Below are 15,831 nucleotides of genomic sequence, written 5' to 3'. Positions count from 1 at the left end.
GAATCCAGCTGGCGAGGCTATCCCTTGTCATGGAGTCGTTCGATATTGTAGGTTAATTCTAACATTAAAACTACATTTCGTGCGGCAGACTTAGTCATCCGGATAGATATAGTGTTTGCGCCCGGCGTCCTCCGGGAGCACTGATGGATTCCGGCTAACGACAAATGATTGGAGCCCAGGGCGATGAACTGGACAGAAGAGCGCGTCGAACTGCTCAAGAAATTATGGAATGAAGGCTTGAGTGCAAGCCAGGTAGCGGCACAGCTGGGTGGCGTCAGCCGCAATGCGGTCATCGGAAAGGTGCACCGCCTGAAACTTTCTGGTAGAGGCAAAACCACTACAGCTGCGGCCCGCAGCAAAAAAGCTAATACGACGCCGGCAGCAGCAGCAGCGCCGCGTCCTGCAACGAGTACGACCAATAATAATCGTCCGCAGGCAACCACCACAATCCGCAACGCGACCGTCACCAAAACTGTTGGCGCTACCGCATTGCAGATGGAATATGTTGCAGATGCGGTTTCAGAAACGGTTATCCAGGCAGAATCCGATGTGGTTGTGCCAATTTCGCGTCGGCTGAACCTTCTTCAGCTCAGCGAGCGCACCTGCAAATGGCCGATCGGTGATCCGATGCATGATGATTTCCATTTTTGCGGTCATGAGTCAGACGATAGCAGCCCCTATTGTACTTATCATGCAAAACTGGCTTTCCAGCCAGCTTCAGAGCGTCGTCGCGCACGCTAATCGCAGGTTATCTCTGTGTGAGATATTTTTAACCCCGGAAAATCTTCCGGGGTTTTTTCTTCGCTTTTCGCGTTATTCGCCTCGAAGACCATTGCAAATTTGGTTGGCCGTTAAATTTTCGGTAAGCGCACGATGAAGGTTGAACCTTCACCCAATTGAGAGCGAACCACCAATCGGCCGCGATGGCGCGCCAGCACATGTTTTACGATAGCTAATCCCAGCCCCGTGCCCTTATGGGAGCGGCTTGTTTCGACATCTATCCGATAGAAGCGCTCGGTCAGGCGGGGTAAATGTTCCGCAGCGATACCAGGGCCGAAATCTTGAACGGAAGCCACCGCCTCTGGCGTCGTTTCATGGGCCTGTTCACTGAGCGAAATAATCACTTTCTTGCCGGTCTGTCCGTATTTGCAGGCATTCTCTACGAGATTTTGAAAGAGTTGGATAAGCTCATCGCGTGTTCCCCTCACCTTCAAAGGATAGTTAGGCAGATCACGTTCAATCGTTACATTCATATTTTCAGCTAAAGGCGTCAGCGTATCGGCGATATGATTAAGCAGTGCCGTCATATCGACATTTTCTTCGACCGCCAGATGAGCACGCATTTCAAGGCGCGAAAGCGATAAGAGATCGTCGATTAGCCGTGACATACGCTCGGCCTGTTTCTGCATAATTTGCAGAAATCTTTCGCGGGCGGCGGCATCATCTCGAGCGGGGCCTTGTAATGTTTCTATAAAGCCAAGCAGAGACGCTAAGGGCGTACGCAATTCATGGCTGGCATTTGCAACAAAGTCCGAGCGCATGCGATCAATCCGTCTCGTTTCGGTTTGATCGCGAAAAAACAACACAAATAACTCCGTCCCTTTATCACCATTGAAAAGCGGTTTAACCAGCGCCTTATACCAGCGATCAATGGGCGTGCGTTCAAAAAAATCGACACTACGCGGCTCTTTTTCAGCAATAACGCCTTGAATAAGCGCATGCATTTCCGGCGCCCGAAAACGAAGATAAAGGGCGGTGCCTTTCTCAAGCGGAGGAAATGACTTTTGAGCTGCTGCATTGGCAAAAAGAACCGTTCCCTGATGATCGAATACGATCATCGGATCACTGAGCATGTCGGCCAGCCGTTCAGCCGATAAGCGGTTTAGGTCCGTTTCGGGCTGTATATCGACCGCTTTCTTGCTCTCCTCTTCGGGGCGAATGGTGAAGGCGGCCCAAAGAAGTCCGGTAAAAATCACAAACAACAGAGCAATCCGAAACCAGTTCGGTAAATCTAGTAGAAAGATACAAAGAATCAGCAATCCACCGAGAAGAAGAAGCCATCTAAGCCCGAAAAGCGGCGCATATAAAGAAGCCAGATTTGACGGTTCGGAAGGTAGTTCGCTGTCTTTTTTATTCATCGGCGTTCTTTCTATATTAGCATTCTGGTGAGAGCAGCGCTTTTAACACTAAAGTGGCCCCATCGGCTTTACGAAACCCTCCGGCTCTCCCATATCTTATAGGTATAACGTAAAGGAGTCGGTCGTGGGTGACAGTTCAAAGACAGCTAACAAAAAGAACCATAATAGTGCTCCCTATGGTGCCGAACTTTCTGTCAAACCCATCAAACTGCATATCGGGGGAAAAACACGCATTTTTGACATTGATCAAGCCCAGCTTCCAGACTGGGTGGAGGAACGGGCTTTGCCGTCAGGGGGATTTCCCTATGCCTCGAAAATGCATAAGGACGATTATGAAGAAGCGCTTGAGCGGCTGCAAATCGAACTCGTCAAAATGCAATATTGGCTAAAGAGCACCGGTGGGCGGGTTATCAGCGTTTTCGAGGGGCGTGATGCTGCCGGTAAAGGCGGAACGATTTTTACGATCCGGCAATTTATGAATCCACGTACAGCGCGCAACGTAGCCCTACCCAAGCCCACGGAAACTGAGCGGGGACAGTGGTATTTTCAGCGCTATGCGCGGCATTTTCCTACGTTTGGTGAATTCGTAACCTTCGATCGGTCCTGGTATAACCGGGCCGGGGTCGAAAGGGTGATGGGATTTTGCACGCGTTCGCAGCTTGAGACCTTCCTTACCGAGACGCCCGACTTTGAGCGTATGATCATATCGGAAGGTATTCATCTCTTTAAATTCTGGCTTGATATTGGTCAGGAAATGCAGCTCAAGCGCTTCCATGAACGCCGTCATAGCCCTCTCAAGAGCTGGAAATTTTCGCCCATGGATGTTGCTGGAATCTCGCGTTGGAACGAGTATTCAGCAGCATTGCATACGATGATCGAATATACTGATATGCCGTATGCGCCTTGGACAATCATTCGCTCAAATGACAAAAGGCGCGCCAGATTAGCAGCAATCCGGCGCATCCTGTTGTCATTGCCTTATACCGGGCGCGATCTTCAGGCTATTGGCCCTGAGGACAAACTCATTATTGGCAGCGGGCTTGCATTTTTAAACGCCGGTTCCGCATCCTCGGATATGTAGAAATAGTTCGGCTGGTGCGGGGTCTTTTCCCATAAATGCGGCTTGTGCACCAATTGCCAAAGAGCCCGCCAGGCCGAGAGTGAGATCAATATCCAATAGACAGGGATAACCAAAATATAGCGATAGCCCTTTAGCTCCGTGGGCTCCATTGTCCGCATACCCAATGCGTGAAAACTCAGATAAGCCATCAGAATGTTGATAACATCGATGCGCAGCAACCAGACATTTTCTGGTATAAGCGGGCCAAAGAACATCATTCCGATCAAGCTTACCATAGTTAAAAGCATAAATGGATGGATGAGCGCTGATCCGATCAGGCCAATAGTGTAGGTTTGATTGATAACAAAACGCACCTTACCCAGATCCTGCCACGCGACGCGAGGATTGCGGATATGTACCAGCCAGGTTTGCATCCAGCCCTTGATCCAGCGGGTACGCTGCCTATTCCAGATGGGATAATCTTCCGGCGCATCCTCAATTGTACCGCGGCTGATCACAGAAATCCGGTAGCCAAAACGCGCCAGCCGCATTCCCAAATCCGCATCTTCGGTTACGTTATAAGCATCCCAACCGCCGACCTTTTCGAGGCTTGATCGTCTAAAATGATTGGATGTACCGCCCAGCGGAATGACATATCCCTGTGAGGCAAACCACGGCAATAAACCACGAAACAATGTGGCATATTCAAAAGCAAACATTCGCGTCAGAAAGTTACGGCTAAAATTACCAATGATGAGCGGAGCTTGCAGGCAAGCCAGTTTTTTACCTCCACGCTGAAATTTCTGCCATGCTTCGAGCAATTGATCGGGATGCGGTCGATCTTCTGCATCAAATACGGCTACAATTTCTCCGCGAGAAAATTGCAATGCGTAGTTGAGTGCCTTTGGTTTGGTACGCGGACCCCCGGCAGGTACAATCACCAGTTCAAATTGGGGCGGTAATTCGCGCGAGCGGATAGCTGATATCGTTTCCAGATCGTCAATTTCGCAGCAAAGTTTGATATCGAGTTTACTGGCGGGCCAGTTTAGCCGTTGCAGCGCAGTGATCAGCTGACCGACAACAGCGGCCTCCTTATAAAGCGGTGCCAGAACCGTATAGACCGGCAGTTCACGCCGGTTGAATGGCTCAATTTCTGGTAATCTCAAGCGCTGACTGGACAAGGCTGCGAGCAGGCGAATCAGAACACAGCCTGCAAAGAATAATGTCATGCCAATATGCAGGGCCAGAACAGTTTGTACCGGCCACATCACGACCGCTACGACAACTGCATATAATGCCATTGCGATGAGGAAAGCCTGATGCGTTTCAAGCACACGTGAAGCCGAAAAATATTGCGGCACCTTCTCAACTGCCCGTGCAATCAGCGTTTTTTCATGACGCTGGCGCAAGATTTGCTTGATTAAAGTGGGCGTGCAAATCTTTATGCGCTCCTTGAGCTCAGGCGCTGTAGCGATATGCTCAGCCAGTCTTTGAATGCTGTTTTCTGAAGGCGCGATATATAGCCAGGTCGATCCGGTAGGCCCGATGACACGGCATTGCTCCGCCTCAACGAATATCTCCGGGCCTTCTTCTCCGGATACAAAAATGCGCGAAAAAGAGGCTTCGTCCGTGAAAGGAAGATCAAGATATTCCGCCACTACTTCGAAAAGTAGCGTTTCCGTCATCCCAGATTGATGTAAAATCTCTTGGCAGAAGGTTGTGCCATTTCGGACCGCATCACAATATGCTTCGGTGATGCTGGAACGCTTTATCCCGCGCCGCTCCAATCTTGCGGAAAGCGCGCTGCAAATGCGCAGATCCAATGTGCTTGATATGCTTTTCATCAGTTGCCCCCCCGGGTAATTTTATTTTGATAAGCATTCTAAGCCTTGTGTTTTTTCAGTCGCATTCTCCCTTTATGGTTGTTTAGTGGTTTAGATCGCGAAAGAATATTATAATTCTTTGGAAATTGAAACACTCTCTAAAGTTGAAATTCGAAAGACATTTGACCTGCCATTAACCAGAAATTATCGCCTGTCCGGCAAGAAAGAATGATGAAAACCTATCTGTCCAGCATAGTGCTTTTAGTGGGGTTGTTTGCAGCCCTGCCTTCATTTGCACAAAGCGAACCCAGGACACCGTTTTTTTTCAACGAAGATGAAAGAATGCCACTTCCGTCGATTGGACGACCGGACCGACTACGCTTTGTGACCACGCTGGACTACCCTCCTTTTAACAGTCTCAACCCTCAAGGCCTGCTTTCGGGTTACAATATAGACCTTGCCAAGGCTTTATGCGCTCAGATGGGCCTTGAAGATCTCTCCCTGATCGAAGCCGTTCCCTGGAGCGAATTGGAGGAACGGCTGGAAAAGGGGGAAGCAGATGCGATCATCGCAGGTCTGGGGCCAAATAGCAATAATCGGACTAAGCTTGCCTTTACCCGTCCGTATCTGCGCTTACCCGCACGTTTTGTTACGCTGAAATCCAATATTTTCAATGAGTCTGCAGCAAGAGCAGTCAGCGGCAAAGAGATCGGGGTTATAGAGAACACAGCGCATGAGCAATTGCTTAAAGCATATTTTCCGTACGCCAAAGCAAAAGGCTTTGCGGACCGTGCGAAGCTGCTAGCCGCGCTCCAACAGGGCAAGATTGAAGCAGCTTTCGATGACGGATTGACGTTATCGTTCTGGCTACAAAGTGATGAGGGCGCCAAATGCTGCGCGTTTACGGATGGGCCTTATATAGCGCCGCAATATCTTGGTTCTGGCCTGACCATTGCAACGCGCAATGAGCAAGCATCTTTGGTTGACGCATTTGATGCTGCTCTTCAAGCCCTGCAGAAAAAGGGCACTTTGACAGAACTTTATCTGCGCTATTTTCCAATCAGTTTTTATTAATCCCCACTATTCCGACGCCCGCCTACTAAGCGCTGACGTTTGGTCCACGATCCTGGCCCAAGCTGATAGCTATAGTGACGAGCAAGTTTCACTTATTTTAGAACAAACTGCTTTTTCGATAATTTCAGTAGGCAAGTAAAATTACTTATTTTCAACTTGTTATGGCAATCTTTATCAAGAGCAACGCTAAGATTCTTTGAGAGTAAGAGTATATTTCATCCTTTATCTTATTTCGGTCGAAAGTATAATTTTTATTTTCTTGGAGTTTCACTTCTTTTGCCTGATAATCAGCAGTGGGAGAAGGAGGAACGTCAATGTTTGTGGATGAAAGTGGTTATTGGCAAAAGAAGCCGAAAGAGACCCGGCCCTCACCGAACCAAGAAATTTATGTTTTCTTCGGCATTTTTCTCGCCTGCTTGTTGATCCCGGCGGGGATTATCCTGTGGGCAATTGCGAGTGGTATCGCGATTTTATTTTAAGGCAGGTGGGGCGCAAATCCGTTTATTGTCAGCGACAAACGCCGGCATTGAGTGCGTGTTGCAGTATCTATTCTCCAGGCGACTATGCGGGGAAGACAAGGCAGCTTGCTACGGACACAACAACTATTGCTTCGAAGTCAAAACTCGACCAAAATTGGTACTGAGGAGCGGTCCAAAAAGCTTTAAAGAGAAATGGTATAGGCCTTCTCCCGGGAACGTTCTGAGGGGAAAAATGACAAAAGAAGCTGCGCGACCGAACCGGAAAAAGCCCGCTTTAAAAAAAGTTGAAGCTCGGGGAGCGCCGTCAGTAGTGAACGCAACCTCCGACAAGGAGCGTTCTTGCTCTGATGCGGCTAATAATAAAATCTGGCTCAAAGAATATCCACCATCGGTCCCGGCTGTGATCGATATCAGCAAATCCGGGTCGATATCTGATATGATCGGTGCGTCCTGTCGCAAATTCGCTGATAGCCCCGCCTTTTACTGTATGGGAAAGAACCTCAGCTATCGAGAACTCGACACGCATTCCCGAGCGCTAGCGGGATGGTTACAATCACGCGGGCTGGTCAAAGGCGACCGGGTCGCCATTATGCTTCCTAATATTTTGCATTATCCAGTGGCGATTTATGCCACTTTGCGGGCGGGTTTGGTGGTTGTTAATGTCAATCCGCTTTACACAGCGCGTGAACTTGAACAGCAACTGATCGATTCGGGGGCCAAGGCTCTGATCGTATTGGAAAATTTTGCAGCAACTGTTCAGAAGGCGCTACCGGCCGTTAACGTGCCCAATATTATTGTCGCTTCAATGGGCGATATGCACGGACTAAAGGGCCATGTGATCAATCTGGCTGTGCGCAAAATCAAAAAGCTTGTGCCAAATTGGAATATTCCCGGCCATATCCGCTTCAAGGATGCGCTTGCGCAGGGTCGCGCTGTCTCATTTAACCCGGTTCCGGTGGATAGTAACGATATTGCATTTTTGCAATATACGGGCGGTACGACCGGCACATCCAAAGGAGCGATGCTGACACATTCCAATATTCTGGCCAATATGGAACAGATGCGACTGTGGCTGGATGTGGCTTTTGAGATTAAAGGGCGGCCGCAAGCGCTCAACATGATCTGCGCATTACCGCTTTATCATATCTTCGCGCTTACTGTGAACGCGATGATCGGCATCCGGATTGGGGCACGCAATATTCTCATTCCTAATCCGCGTGATATTCCCGCCTTGGTCAAAGAGCTGAAAAAATATCCATTTCATATTCTTCCCGGTCTCAATACGCTGTTTAACGCGCTGATAAACAACAAGGAATTTACTGAACTTGATTTCAAATCATTGGTGCTAACCGTCGGTGGCGGCATGGCGATACAAAGGCCAGTTGCCGAGCGCTGGGCGCAAATAACCGGTTGCAACATTACCGAAGGATATGGCCTCTCGGAAACTTCGCCGGTTATTTCTGCAAACCCGTTGGATAAGGCGGAATTTAACGGAACCATTGGTCTGCCCATGCCATCCACCGAGATTGCCATTCGTGACGATGATGGGAATGATTTACCCTTGGGAGAAATCGGCGAAATCTGTGTTCGTGGTCCGCAGGTGATGCCCGGCTATTGGAACCGGCCTGAGGAAACTGCGCGCACGATCATGGCTGACGGGTTTTTCCGCACGGGCGATATGGGTTTCATGGATGAGCGCGGCTATACGAAGATCGTCGACCGCAAGAAAGATATGATCATCGTTTCAGGATTTAACGTCTATCCCAATGAGATAGAGGAAGTGGTATCTGAGCATCCGGGAATAGTTGAATCCGCTGCAATTGGTATAGCCAGCGAACATTCCGGCGAGGTCGTTAAACTATTCGTAGTGCGTCGCGATCCAAACCTCACGGTTGAGGAAATCAAAGCATTTTGCGCGGAACGTCTGACCAATTACAAGCGCCCGCGGGAAATAGAGTTTCGGGATTCTCTGCCCAAAACCAATGTCGGCAAGATCCTCAGGCGTGAGTTGCGCAGCTAAATAGGGCCGGAAGCGCAGCAATGGAATCAAGTATCAAATCGGCATGAGGCTCAAGCACCTCACGCGGACTATTGCCCGAAAGCACTCCAATCGCTAAGCCAGCCTGAGCGGCATGGGCTGCTTCAAGATCATGCAAATTATCGCCCACCATCGCAATTTGCGAAGGCTCTAATCCGATCTTTTGCGCAAAATAAAGCAAGGGGTCCGCATGTGGTTTGGGGCGAGCTGCCGTATCATAGCCGATGACCACATCAAAGAAATGATCAATGCCGAGCGCCTTGGCGGTGGCATGAGCGCCAGCTTCGGAATCATTGGTTGCAATGCCAAGCCGATAGCCCATGTCAAAGAGAGACTGAAGCGTTTCCTGCAAGCCTTCCAGAGCAACCGCAGAACGTGCGCCCTCAACCATGCAGTAATCATTATATTCGCCGATCATGGCTTCAAGTTCGGCCCCGCTCAGCGTCGGATGCCACAGCGTTACAATGTCATGCACAGTGCCGGACGCGATAGCGGAATTGGCCCGAAAACGCGACAATTCCCAATCATAGCCACCCGCCTCCAGCAATAAACGAGCACGTGCTTCATCCCCCGCTGCGGCACGTTGTGCCAAGCTCCAAGAGATTGAAAACCAAGTCCGGTCAAAGTCGATCAATGTGCCATCCTTGTCGAACAAGATGGCACGGATTGATTGCAGTTTTTCTGTTGAAAGCGGGTTGATCATGCTTCAAGCGCACCGGGGCGTTTTTTAACTGAAGATGGCTTTCCACCGAGCAGTTTGAGAAGATCATCGCCACGCCGGACATAACGCAGTGAACGGCGGGTCAGAATATGTCCCGCTTGCGGCGCGGTTAGCGTGATGTCGCGTTCCGGCTCACCGGGCTGCGTAACAATCGTGACCAGCGGAGCCCCCTCTTCCACCTCATCGCCGGGCGCAACGTGATAAAGCACCATTCCGCCTTGAGGGGCGCGCATCATTTCGATATTTTCAAGCGGGGTCACCAGACCTTTATATTCAGCGTCAAGCTTGACGCTATCGTCACGAATAACACCGCGATGAACAAGGAATTTATAAAGCCCTTCCGCATCGCCCTTGCCCATATCGGCATAGACATCGCTTAAACCACGAAACTCGATAGTGGTTACGGCACGGCGCTTCATATTACGCTGATCGGCGGGGATTTGCAGCACAGGATGCGCACAGGCTTCTTCAAAAGCTGCATCCGCAGTTGTGTCCCAGGCAAGAATTGCGCTCGAGCCAAGCGCTATCGCCAGATCCTTCATATCATCGACAAATTCTTTAGCGATATAAAGGTAGTTTTCGCTTTCATCATCACAATGCAAATCTAGCACGATTTCATTGGGCAAAGCGAGTTTAAGCAAGGTCGCTTTAAGGCGCTGAGCCAGCGGCTCGGGCGCGTCAGGACCGGGCAATTGAGACGTATCAAAATCTGGCAGCAGCGGAAAAGCCCGATTGAAATTAACACCAGAAAAAAATTCAAACCGACCAAGATGCTGGTGTGAATTCCATTGGTTCGAGCCTATCGGATTAGCCTGCGGAACAACCGTGATATTACCGAGAATACGATCTTCATCGGCGGCTTTTTTCAACATAGGAACGAGAAAATGTAACGCAGCCTGGCCGGGTAATTCGCCGCCATGAAGGGACGATTGCAAATAAGCGCCCGGCGCGTGTGCATCGCTACCAGCAAAGCGCAATATGCGCAGCTCGATTGCATGGCCCGGCACATCGCCATCAAATTTGATAAACTCCGTTTTCATTGCTGTTCCCATTGTCAGCTATAATGCAAGCTATAAAAAAGCCGGGCAAAGCGCCCGGCCTTGACCTTATTATTCGCTCTTATCAGGCTTTACGGCGCGCATGCAAATGCGCAACGAGACCTTGCGTCGAGGCGTCGCGATTATCTGCCGATTCCTTCCCGGAAACGACGGGCAGCAGCTCGGTGGCAAGCTCCTTACCAAGCTCAACTCCCCATTGGTCAAACGCATTGATGCCAAAGATTTGCGCTTCCACGAATACGCGATGTTCGTAAAGCGCAATGAGGCGACCAAGCGCATAGGGGTCAAGCTTATCATGCACCAAGGTGAGTGACGGGCGGTTGCCGGAGAATACGCGATGAGGCGCGATGCGCTCTACTTCGTCCTCCGCAAGACCCTTGGCCTGCAACTGCGCCCGCGCTTCAGCAAGCGTGCGGCCTTTCATCAATGCTTCCGATTGGGCAAGACAATTGGCCAGCAGCATTTCATGCTGATGATCAAGTTCGGCTTCATGCCCGTTAGCGGCCACGATAAATTCCAGCGGAATAGTATCTGTACCCTGATGCAGAAGCTGGAAGAAAGCATGTTGACCATTGGTGCCAGGCTCGCCCCAAACTACGGGTCCGGTCGGGCCGGAAACCGGCTTGCCATCCACCGTCACGCTTTTGCCGTTTGATTCCATATCCAGTTGCTGCAGATATGCAGGCAGTCGCGACAAACGCTGATCATAAGGAATGACCGCACGGCTGCTATAATCGCAAATGGCGCGATGCCAATAGCCAATCAGGCCAAGCCAGATGGGTAGGTTCTCTTCCAGCGGGGCATCGCGGAAATGGACGTCCATTGCATGAGCACCAGCCAAAAACTGGCGGAAATTCTCTGCGCCAATGGCGATCATCACGGGTAGCCCAATAGCCGACCACACCGAATAGCGGCCGCCTACCCAATCCCAGAAGCCGAAAACACGCTCTTCATCGATACCGAATGCTGCGACCTTATCCAGTGCGGTTGAAACCGCAGCGAAATGCGCAGCAACTGCTGCCTCGCCCAATGCATCAGCCACCCATTTGCGCGCTGTCTGCGCGTTGGTCATGGTTTCGATAGTGGTAAAGGTTTTGGATGCAACGATGATCAGCGTCGTGGCTGGATCAAGCGGCGAAAGCGTGTCAGCAATATGCGCGCCATCAATATTGGAGACGAAATGAGTGCGCGGACCATCATGATAAGGGGCGAGCGCCAGCGTCACCATGACAGGGCCAAGATCCGAACCGCCAATGCCGATATTGACAATATCGGTGATTTTCTTGCCCGTGGCGCCTTTGATCGCACCTGAACGAATACCGTCCGAAAATGCGGCCATACGGTCGAGCACAGCCTTAACGTCTGGCAGAACATTATGTCCGTCAACCAACACTTGCTCAGAAGTGCTGTCGCGCAAGGCCACATGCAGCACAGCGCGATCTTCAGTATTATTGATATATTCGCCCGCAAACATTGCTGCGCGGCGACCTTCAACATCAGCGGCTTGTGCAAGCTCGGTCAGAAGCGTCACGGTTTCGTCATTGACGCGGCATTTGGACCAATCAAAAAGCAAATCCTCAAAGGACTGCGAATAGCGTTCAAACCGCTTGGGATCGGCTTTAAACGCTGCACGCATATCCTTGGGAGCGGATTCCGCCCAGTGCTGTTTCAGCTTTGCGACCGTTGCGTCAAGCTTCGCCGCATCTCGTGCCATTATGCTACTCCTGTAAATCAAATCGATTTAATTTCTACCATTAGAGCATTTCAATGCGTGTTTGCAGCATCAAAGTTTCAAATTTTTCATTTGATGCTGGTCAATATATGCATATGCATCAAATTAGCGTGGTTTTGGGTTCTGTCTACGGGCCAGCGATGACGCATTTAATATGGGCAAAGCATGGTAATATGGAGCAAAGCATGGACCTAACCGGTAAAGAACATATACCCGCACCCCGGCAGGCTGTATGGGATGCGCTCAACAATATTGAAACATTGAAAAAATCTATTCCGGGTTGCGAAGATTTGGAACGGATTTCAGATAGCGAAATACGGGCAGCTCTCAAGGTTAGGCTGGGCGTTTTCAAGGTGCGCTTTCACGGAATGCTCGAACTTTCCAATATGAACCCACCTTTTTCCTATACGATTTCAGGCAGAGGCGAAGGCTCGATTGCCGGTTTTGCGCATGGCTCAACCGATGTGACACTAGAAGAAAATAATGGAGAAACGGTGCTCTCCTATGCAATCCGCGGAGATGCGGGCGGCAAGATCGCACAGCTTGGCACAACGCTTTTAGGATCAGTGGCGCGCAAAATTGCCGACCGGTTTTTTGCAAATATTGCGGAAGCGGCGGCGGTTGATGCTTTGTCGGCAGATTGAGCGCGAGTTGGCGGTATCTTATCCTAGCGATATAAATTGACCAGATGATAAAAAATTTGACCTTCTGAAAAAATCTGTCATCCTGTCTTTAATCGGCGTAAGCGGCAAAAAAGATCGCAGCCGGATGCATAGTTGCGGCGCGCAAAGGGAACCCGCGTCAAAACATTAGCAAGATGGGAGATGCTATCCATGAATCCTTCACAGAGAGGATCGGCAGCGAATTCATCCATTAATGCGGCTGGTCCAGATATTCGCAGCGCTCGGCTCACAGAAGATGCCTATGCGCATGTGTTTGATGATCTACATCCGCCGCTATCTCAACATGAGGCGCTGGTTGAATCTGATCGTTGTTATTTCTGCTATGATGCGCCTTGCATGCAGGCCTGCCCGACCAGCATTGATATCCCGCTGTTTATTCGGCAAATCAATGCGGGAAATCCAGTCGGCGCCGCAAAAACGATCCTGAATGAGAACATTCTTGGCGGCATGTGCGCGAGGGTTTGCCCGACGGAAACACTCTGCGAGGAAGTGTGCGTGCGCGAAGTGGCAGAAGGAAAGCCGGTCAAGATCGGGTATCTGCAACGCTATGCCACCGATGTTCTCATGGCGCAGGGTCTACATCCGTTCAAACGGGCGCCTGAAACGGGCAAGCATATCGCCATTGTCGGGGCTGGACCTGCGGGAATTTCGGCTGCGCACAGGCTTTCAACCTATGGTCATCAGGTAACGATTTTTGAAGCCCGGCCCAAGGGTGGCGGGCTCAATGAATATGGTATTGCTGCCTATAAAACCGTCGATAATTTCGCTCAGCGCGAATTGGACTTTGTGCTGAAAATTGGTGGCATTCAGATCGAATATAATCAAATATTGGGCCAGAATATCACGCTGGATGCGTTGCAAGCCAATTATGACGCAGTCTTTCTTGCTATGGGGCTGCCCGGCGTAAATGATCTCAATCTGGTTGGTGAAGACGCACCCAATGTGCTCGACGCCGTTGATTACATTGCCAATCTACGTCAGGCAAAAGATCTTTCCATGCTGCCGGTGGGGCGCAATGTGGTTGTCATTGGCGGTGGCATGACCGCAATCGACATTGCGATACAGACCAAAAAACTTGGGGCTGAAAACGTCACTATTGTCTATCGACGTGGGCAGGAAAGCATGAATGCCAGCGCATATGAACAAGAGCTGGCGCAAATTCACGGCGTGACGATCCGCCACTGGTTGCAGCCCCATTCGCTCGAACGCAATGACGACGGCACAGTGCATTCAATCGTCTTTGAATATACGGACACTATCGAGGGGCGGCTTAGAGGCACAGGCGAATATTTGGTTCTGGAAGCTGATCAAGTCTTTAAGGCCATTGGTCAGAATTTCATTCAAGAACCATTACTGAGCGCGGGAATTGCGCTTTCAAAAGGTCGTATCAGCGTTGATGATGAGCGCCGCACATCCGTTGAGGGCATTTGGGCCGGGGGTGATTGCGTTGCTGGTGGGCAGGATCTTACCGTGGCATCAGTGGAGGATGGCAAAATCGCTGCGGAGTCAATCCATGCATCGCTGATGAAACAGCCGGAAGCGGCTGAAGGTGTTGCCGAAGCTATATTGGCAGGTGGGGTTCACCACACGATTTCTCCAAATAAGCCAGCAACATCAGGCAGTTGGCTTTCAGGCAAGCAAGGCTGAGGAGGATATAATATGGCTGATTTATCAACGAATTTCCTTGGCATCAAATCACCCAATCCATTTTGGCTGGCCTCTGCGCCACCAACAGATAAGGAATATAATGTCGAGCGGGCTTTTAAAGCCGGCTGGGGTGGCGTGGTTTGGAAAACGCTTGGTGCTGAAGGCCCGCCGGTTGTTAATGTCAATGGGCCGCGTTATGGCGCGATCCATGGTGCTGATCGGCGTTTGCTGGGATTCAATAATATTGAATTGATCACAGATCGCCCGTTGGAAGTTAACTTGCGCGAGATGAAAGCGGTCAAAATGCGCTGGCCAGACCGGGCCTTGATCGCGTCCATCATGGTTCCTTGCGAGGAAGAAGCATGGAAGGCAATTCTGCCGCTGGTTGAGGAAACGGGTGCGGACGGGATTGAGCTTAATTTTGGCTGCCCGCATGGTATGAGCGAGCGCGGCATGGGTGCGGCTGTTGGCCAAGTGCCTGAATATGTCGGCATGGTCGTTAGATGGTGCAAGCAATATACCCGCATGCCGGTGATCACAAAGCTTACACCAAACATCACCGATGTGCGTCATCCTGCACGTGCGGCTTTCGCTAATGGTTCGGATGCGGTCTCCTTGATCAACACGATCAATTCGATCGTCTCGGTTGATCTCGACAATTTCGCTCCGGTCCCAACCATTGACGGACGCGGAAGTCATGGTGGCTATTGCGGTCCGGCTGTTAAGCCAATTGCCTTGAATATGGTCGCAGAAATTGCGCGCGATCCGCAAACGGCTGGCTTGCCGATTTCGGGCATTGGCGGCATTTCGACATGGCGAGATGCGGCTGAGTTCATCGCGCTTGGCTGTGGCACTGTTCAGGTCTGCACGGCTGCTATGACTTATGGCTTTAAGATCGTGGAAGAGATGATCGACGGCCTGTCCGACTGGATGGATAGCAAGGGCTTTACCTCGCTTGAGGATTTTCAGGGCCGTGCGGTGGGTCAGGTTACAGATTGGCAATATCTCAATCTGAACTATGTCACCAAAGCAGTGATTAATCAGGATCTCTGCATAAAATGCGGACGCTGCCATATTGCTTGCGAAGATACTTCACATCAGGCAATAACCGCGATGGTTGATGGCGTTCGTCATTTTGAAGTGATCGACGAGGAATGCGTTGGTTGCAATCTTTGCGTCAATGTCTGCCCGGTCGAAAACTGCATCACTATGGAACAGATTGCAGGATATGACCCGCGTACAAAAGAGCCGATTGCGCCCGATTATGCCAATTGGACTACGCATCCAAACAATCCAATGGCGGTGAAGGAAGCCGCAGAATAATTAAAACGCCGGGTACGCCCGGCGTTCATCTTATCGCTAGCTATATTGGCTGCCG

General features: G+C 50.5%; 13 protein-coding genes. 8 read left to right on the top strand and 5 right to left on the bottom strand.

Going from position 1 to position 15,831, the window contains the following annotated elements; genetic code table 11:
- Positions 1-183: 183 nt before the first annotated feature.
- Positions 184-741, top strand: coding sequence for a GcrA family cell cycle regulator (locus C7374_RS02385; RefSeq protein WP_111573991.1), 558 nt, complete (start codon positions 184-186; stop codon positions 739-741).
- 110 nt (positions 742-851) lie between these two features.
- On the opposite strand, the gene C7374_RS02380 is transcribed toward C7374_RS02385, so the two are convergent.
- The gene (locus C7374_RS02380; protein WP_111573990.1) at positions 852-2,138 is read right to left on the bottom strand and encodes an ATP-binding protein; all 1,287 of its coding nucleotides are present in this window, start codon (positions 2,136-2,138) and stop codon (positions 852-854) included.
- Positions 2,139-2,262: 124 nt separating this feature from the next.
- Between C7374_RS02380 and ppk2 the strand changes: the two genes are divergently transcribed.
- Positions 2,263-3,219: a polyphosphate kinase 2 gene (gene ppk2, locus C7374_RS02375; RefSeq protein WP_111573989.1), complete on the top strand. Its 957-nt coding sequence runs from the start codon at positions 2,263-2,265 to the stop codon at positions 3,217-3,219.
- Here the strand turns inward: ppk2 and C7374_RS02370 are convergent.
- The gene (locus tag C7374_RS02370) at positions 3,135-5,042 is read right to left on the bottom strand and encodes a glycosyltransferase family 2 protein (protein WP_111573988.1); all 1,908 of its coding nucleotides are present in this window, start codon (positions 5,040-5,042) and stop codon (positions 3,135-3,137) included. The genes ppk2 and C7374_RS02370 overlap by 85 nt on opposite strands.
- Positions 5,043-5,252: 210 nt before the next feature.
- Here C7374_RS02370 and C7374_RS02365 point away from each other — a divergent pair, with 210 nt between their 5' ends.
- From C7374_RS02365 to C7374_RS02360, 3 genes are all read left to right on the top strand, one after another.
- The gene (locus C7374_RS02365; protein WP_111574255.1) at positions 5,253-6,095 is read left to right on the top strand and encodes a transporter substrate-binding domain-containing protein; all 843 of its coding nucleotides are present in this window, start codon (positions 5,253-5,255) and stop codon (positions 6,093-6,095) included.
- A 314-nt stretch (positions 6,096-6,409) separates the two neighbouring features.
- Positions 6,410-6,574 (top strand): hypothetical protein, encoded by a 165-nt coding sequence (locus C7374_RS16120; protein ID WP_170130207.1) that lies wholly within the window; start codon positions 6,410-6,412, stop codon positions 6,572-6,574.
- A 232-nt stretch (positions 6,575-6,806) separates the two neighbouring features.
- Positions 6,807-8,594 (top strand): long-chain-fatty-acid--CoA ligase, encoded by a 1,788-nt coding sequence (locus tag C7374_RS02360; RefSeq protein WP_111573987.1) that lies wholly within the window; start codon positions 6,807-6,809, stop codon positions 8,592-8,594.
- Here C7374_RS02360 and C7374_RS02355 read toward each other — a convergent pair.
- From C7374_RS02355 to pgi, 3 genes are all read right to left on the bottom strand, one after another.
- Positions 8,572-9,315: an HAD family hydrolase gene (locus C7374_RS02355; protein WP_111573986.1), complete on the bottom strand. Its 744-nt coding sequence runs from the start codon at positions 9,313-9,315 to the stop codon at positions 8,572-8,574. The two genes, C7374_RS02360 and C7374_RS02355, sit on opposite strands and share 23 nt — an antisense overlap.
- Positions 9,312-10,373, bottom strand: a complete 1,062-nt coding sequence (locus C7374_RS02350) for a succinylglutamate desuccinylase/aspartoacylase family protein (RefSeq protein WP_111573985.1) — start codon at positions 10,371-10,373, stop codon at positions 9,312-9,314. Before C7374_RS02350 ends, C7374_RS02355 begins: the two co-directional genes overlap by 4 nt.
- 82 nt (positions 10,374-10,455) lie before the next feature.
- Positions 10,456-12,105 carry a glucose-6-phosphate isomerase gene (gene pgi / locus C7374_RS02345; RefSeq protein WP_111573984.1) on the bottom strand — a complete coding sequence of 550 codons (1,650 nt, stop codon included), beginning with the start codon at positions 12,103-12,105 and terminating at the stop codon, positions 10,456-10,458.
- Positions 12,106-12,308: 203 nt separating this feature from the next.
- On the opposite strand from pgi, the gene C7374_RS02340 reads away from it, so the two are divergent.
- The 3 genes from C7374_RS02340 to preA all read left to right on the top strand — a co-directional run bounded on the left by C7374_RS02340 (position 12,309) and on the right by preA (position 15,776).
- Entirely contained in the window at positions 12,309-12,767 is a 459-nt protein-coding gene (locus tag C7374_RS02340; protein WP_111574254.1) for an SRPBCC family protein, read from the top strand.
- Positions 12,768-12,956: 189 nt separating this feature from the next.
- Positions 12,957-14,453, top strand: a complete 1,497-nt coding sequence (locus C7374_RS02335; RefSeq protein ID WP_111573983.1) for an NAD(P)-dependent oxidoreductase — start codon at positions 12,957-12,959, stop codon at positions 14,451-14,453.
- Positions 14,454-14,465: 12 nt separating this feature from the next.
- On the top strand, positions 14,466-15,776 hold the full coding sequence (gene preA, locus C7374_RS02330; protein WP_111573982.1) for an NAD-dependent dihydropyrimidine dehydrogenase subunit PreA: 1,311 nt from the start codon (positions 14,466-14,468) through the stop codon (positions 15,774-15,776).
- The last annotated feature ends 55 nt before the right edge of the window (positions 15,777-15,831 follow it).

This window comes from Falsochrobactrum ovis (assembly GCF_003259955.1).
Taxonomy (GTDB): domain Bacteria; phylum Pseudomonadota; class Alphaproteobacteria; order Rhizobiales; family Rhizobiaceae; genus Brucella; species Brucella ovis_A.
The sequence above is the reverse complement of the archived record's forward strand: the minus strand, read 5'-3'. Positions and strand labels throughout refer to the sequence as shown.

Bases quoted from the DNA above. Each gene is read 5' to 3' on its own strand.
- C7374_RS02365 (WP_111574255.1), top strand. From the start codon at position 5,253: ATGAAAACCTATCTGTCCAGCATAGTGCTTTTAGTGGGGTTGTTTGCA.
- C7374_RS02360 (WP_111573987.1), top strand. From the start codon at position 6,807: ATGACAAAAGAAGCTGCGCGACCGAACCGGAAAAAGCCCGCTTTAAAA.
- pgi (WP_111573984.1), bottom strand. From the start codon at position 12,105: ATGGCACGAGATGCGGCGAAGCTTGACGCAACGGTCGCAAAGCTGAAA.
- C7374_RS02355 (WP_111573986.1), bottom strand. From the start codon at position 9,315: ATGATCAACCCGCTTTCAACAGAAAAACTGCAATCAATCCGTGCCATC.
- C7374_RS02335 (WP_111573983.1), top strand. From the start codon at position 12,957: ATGAATCCTTCACAGAGAGGATCGGCAGCGAATTCATCCATTAATGCG.
- C7374_RS02350 (WP_111573985.1), bottom strand. From the start codon at position 10,373: ATGAAAACGGAGTTTATCAAATTTGATGGCGATGTGCCGGGCCATGCA.
- C7374_RS16120 (WP_170130207.1), top strand. From the start codon at position 6,410: ATGTTTGTGGATGAAAGTGGTTATTGGCAAAAGAAGCCGAAAGAGACC.
- preA (WP_111573982.1), top strand. From the start codon at position 14,466: ATGGCTGATTTATCAACGAATTTCCTTGGCATCAAATCACCCAATCCA.
- C7374_RS02380 (WP_111573990.1), bottom strand. From the start codon at position 2,138: ATGAATAAAAAAGACAGCGAACTACCTTCCGAACCGTCAAATCTGGCT.
- C7374_RS02370 (WP_111573988.1), bottom strand. From the start codon at position 5,042: ATGAAAAGCATATCAAGCACATTGGATCTGCGCATTTGCAGCGCGCTT.
- C7374_RS02385 (WP_111573991.1), top strand. From the start codon at position 184: ATGAACTGGACAGAAGAGCGCGTCGAACTGCTCAAGAAATTATGGAAT.
- C7374_RS02340 (WP_111574254.1), top strand. From the start codon at position 12,309: ATGGACCTAACCGGTAAAGAACATATACCCGCACCCCGGCAGGCTGTA.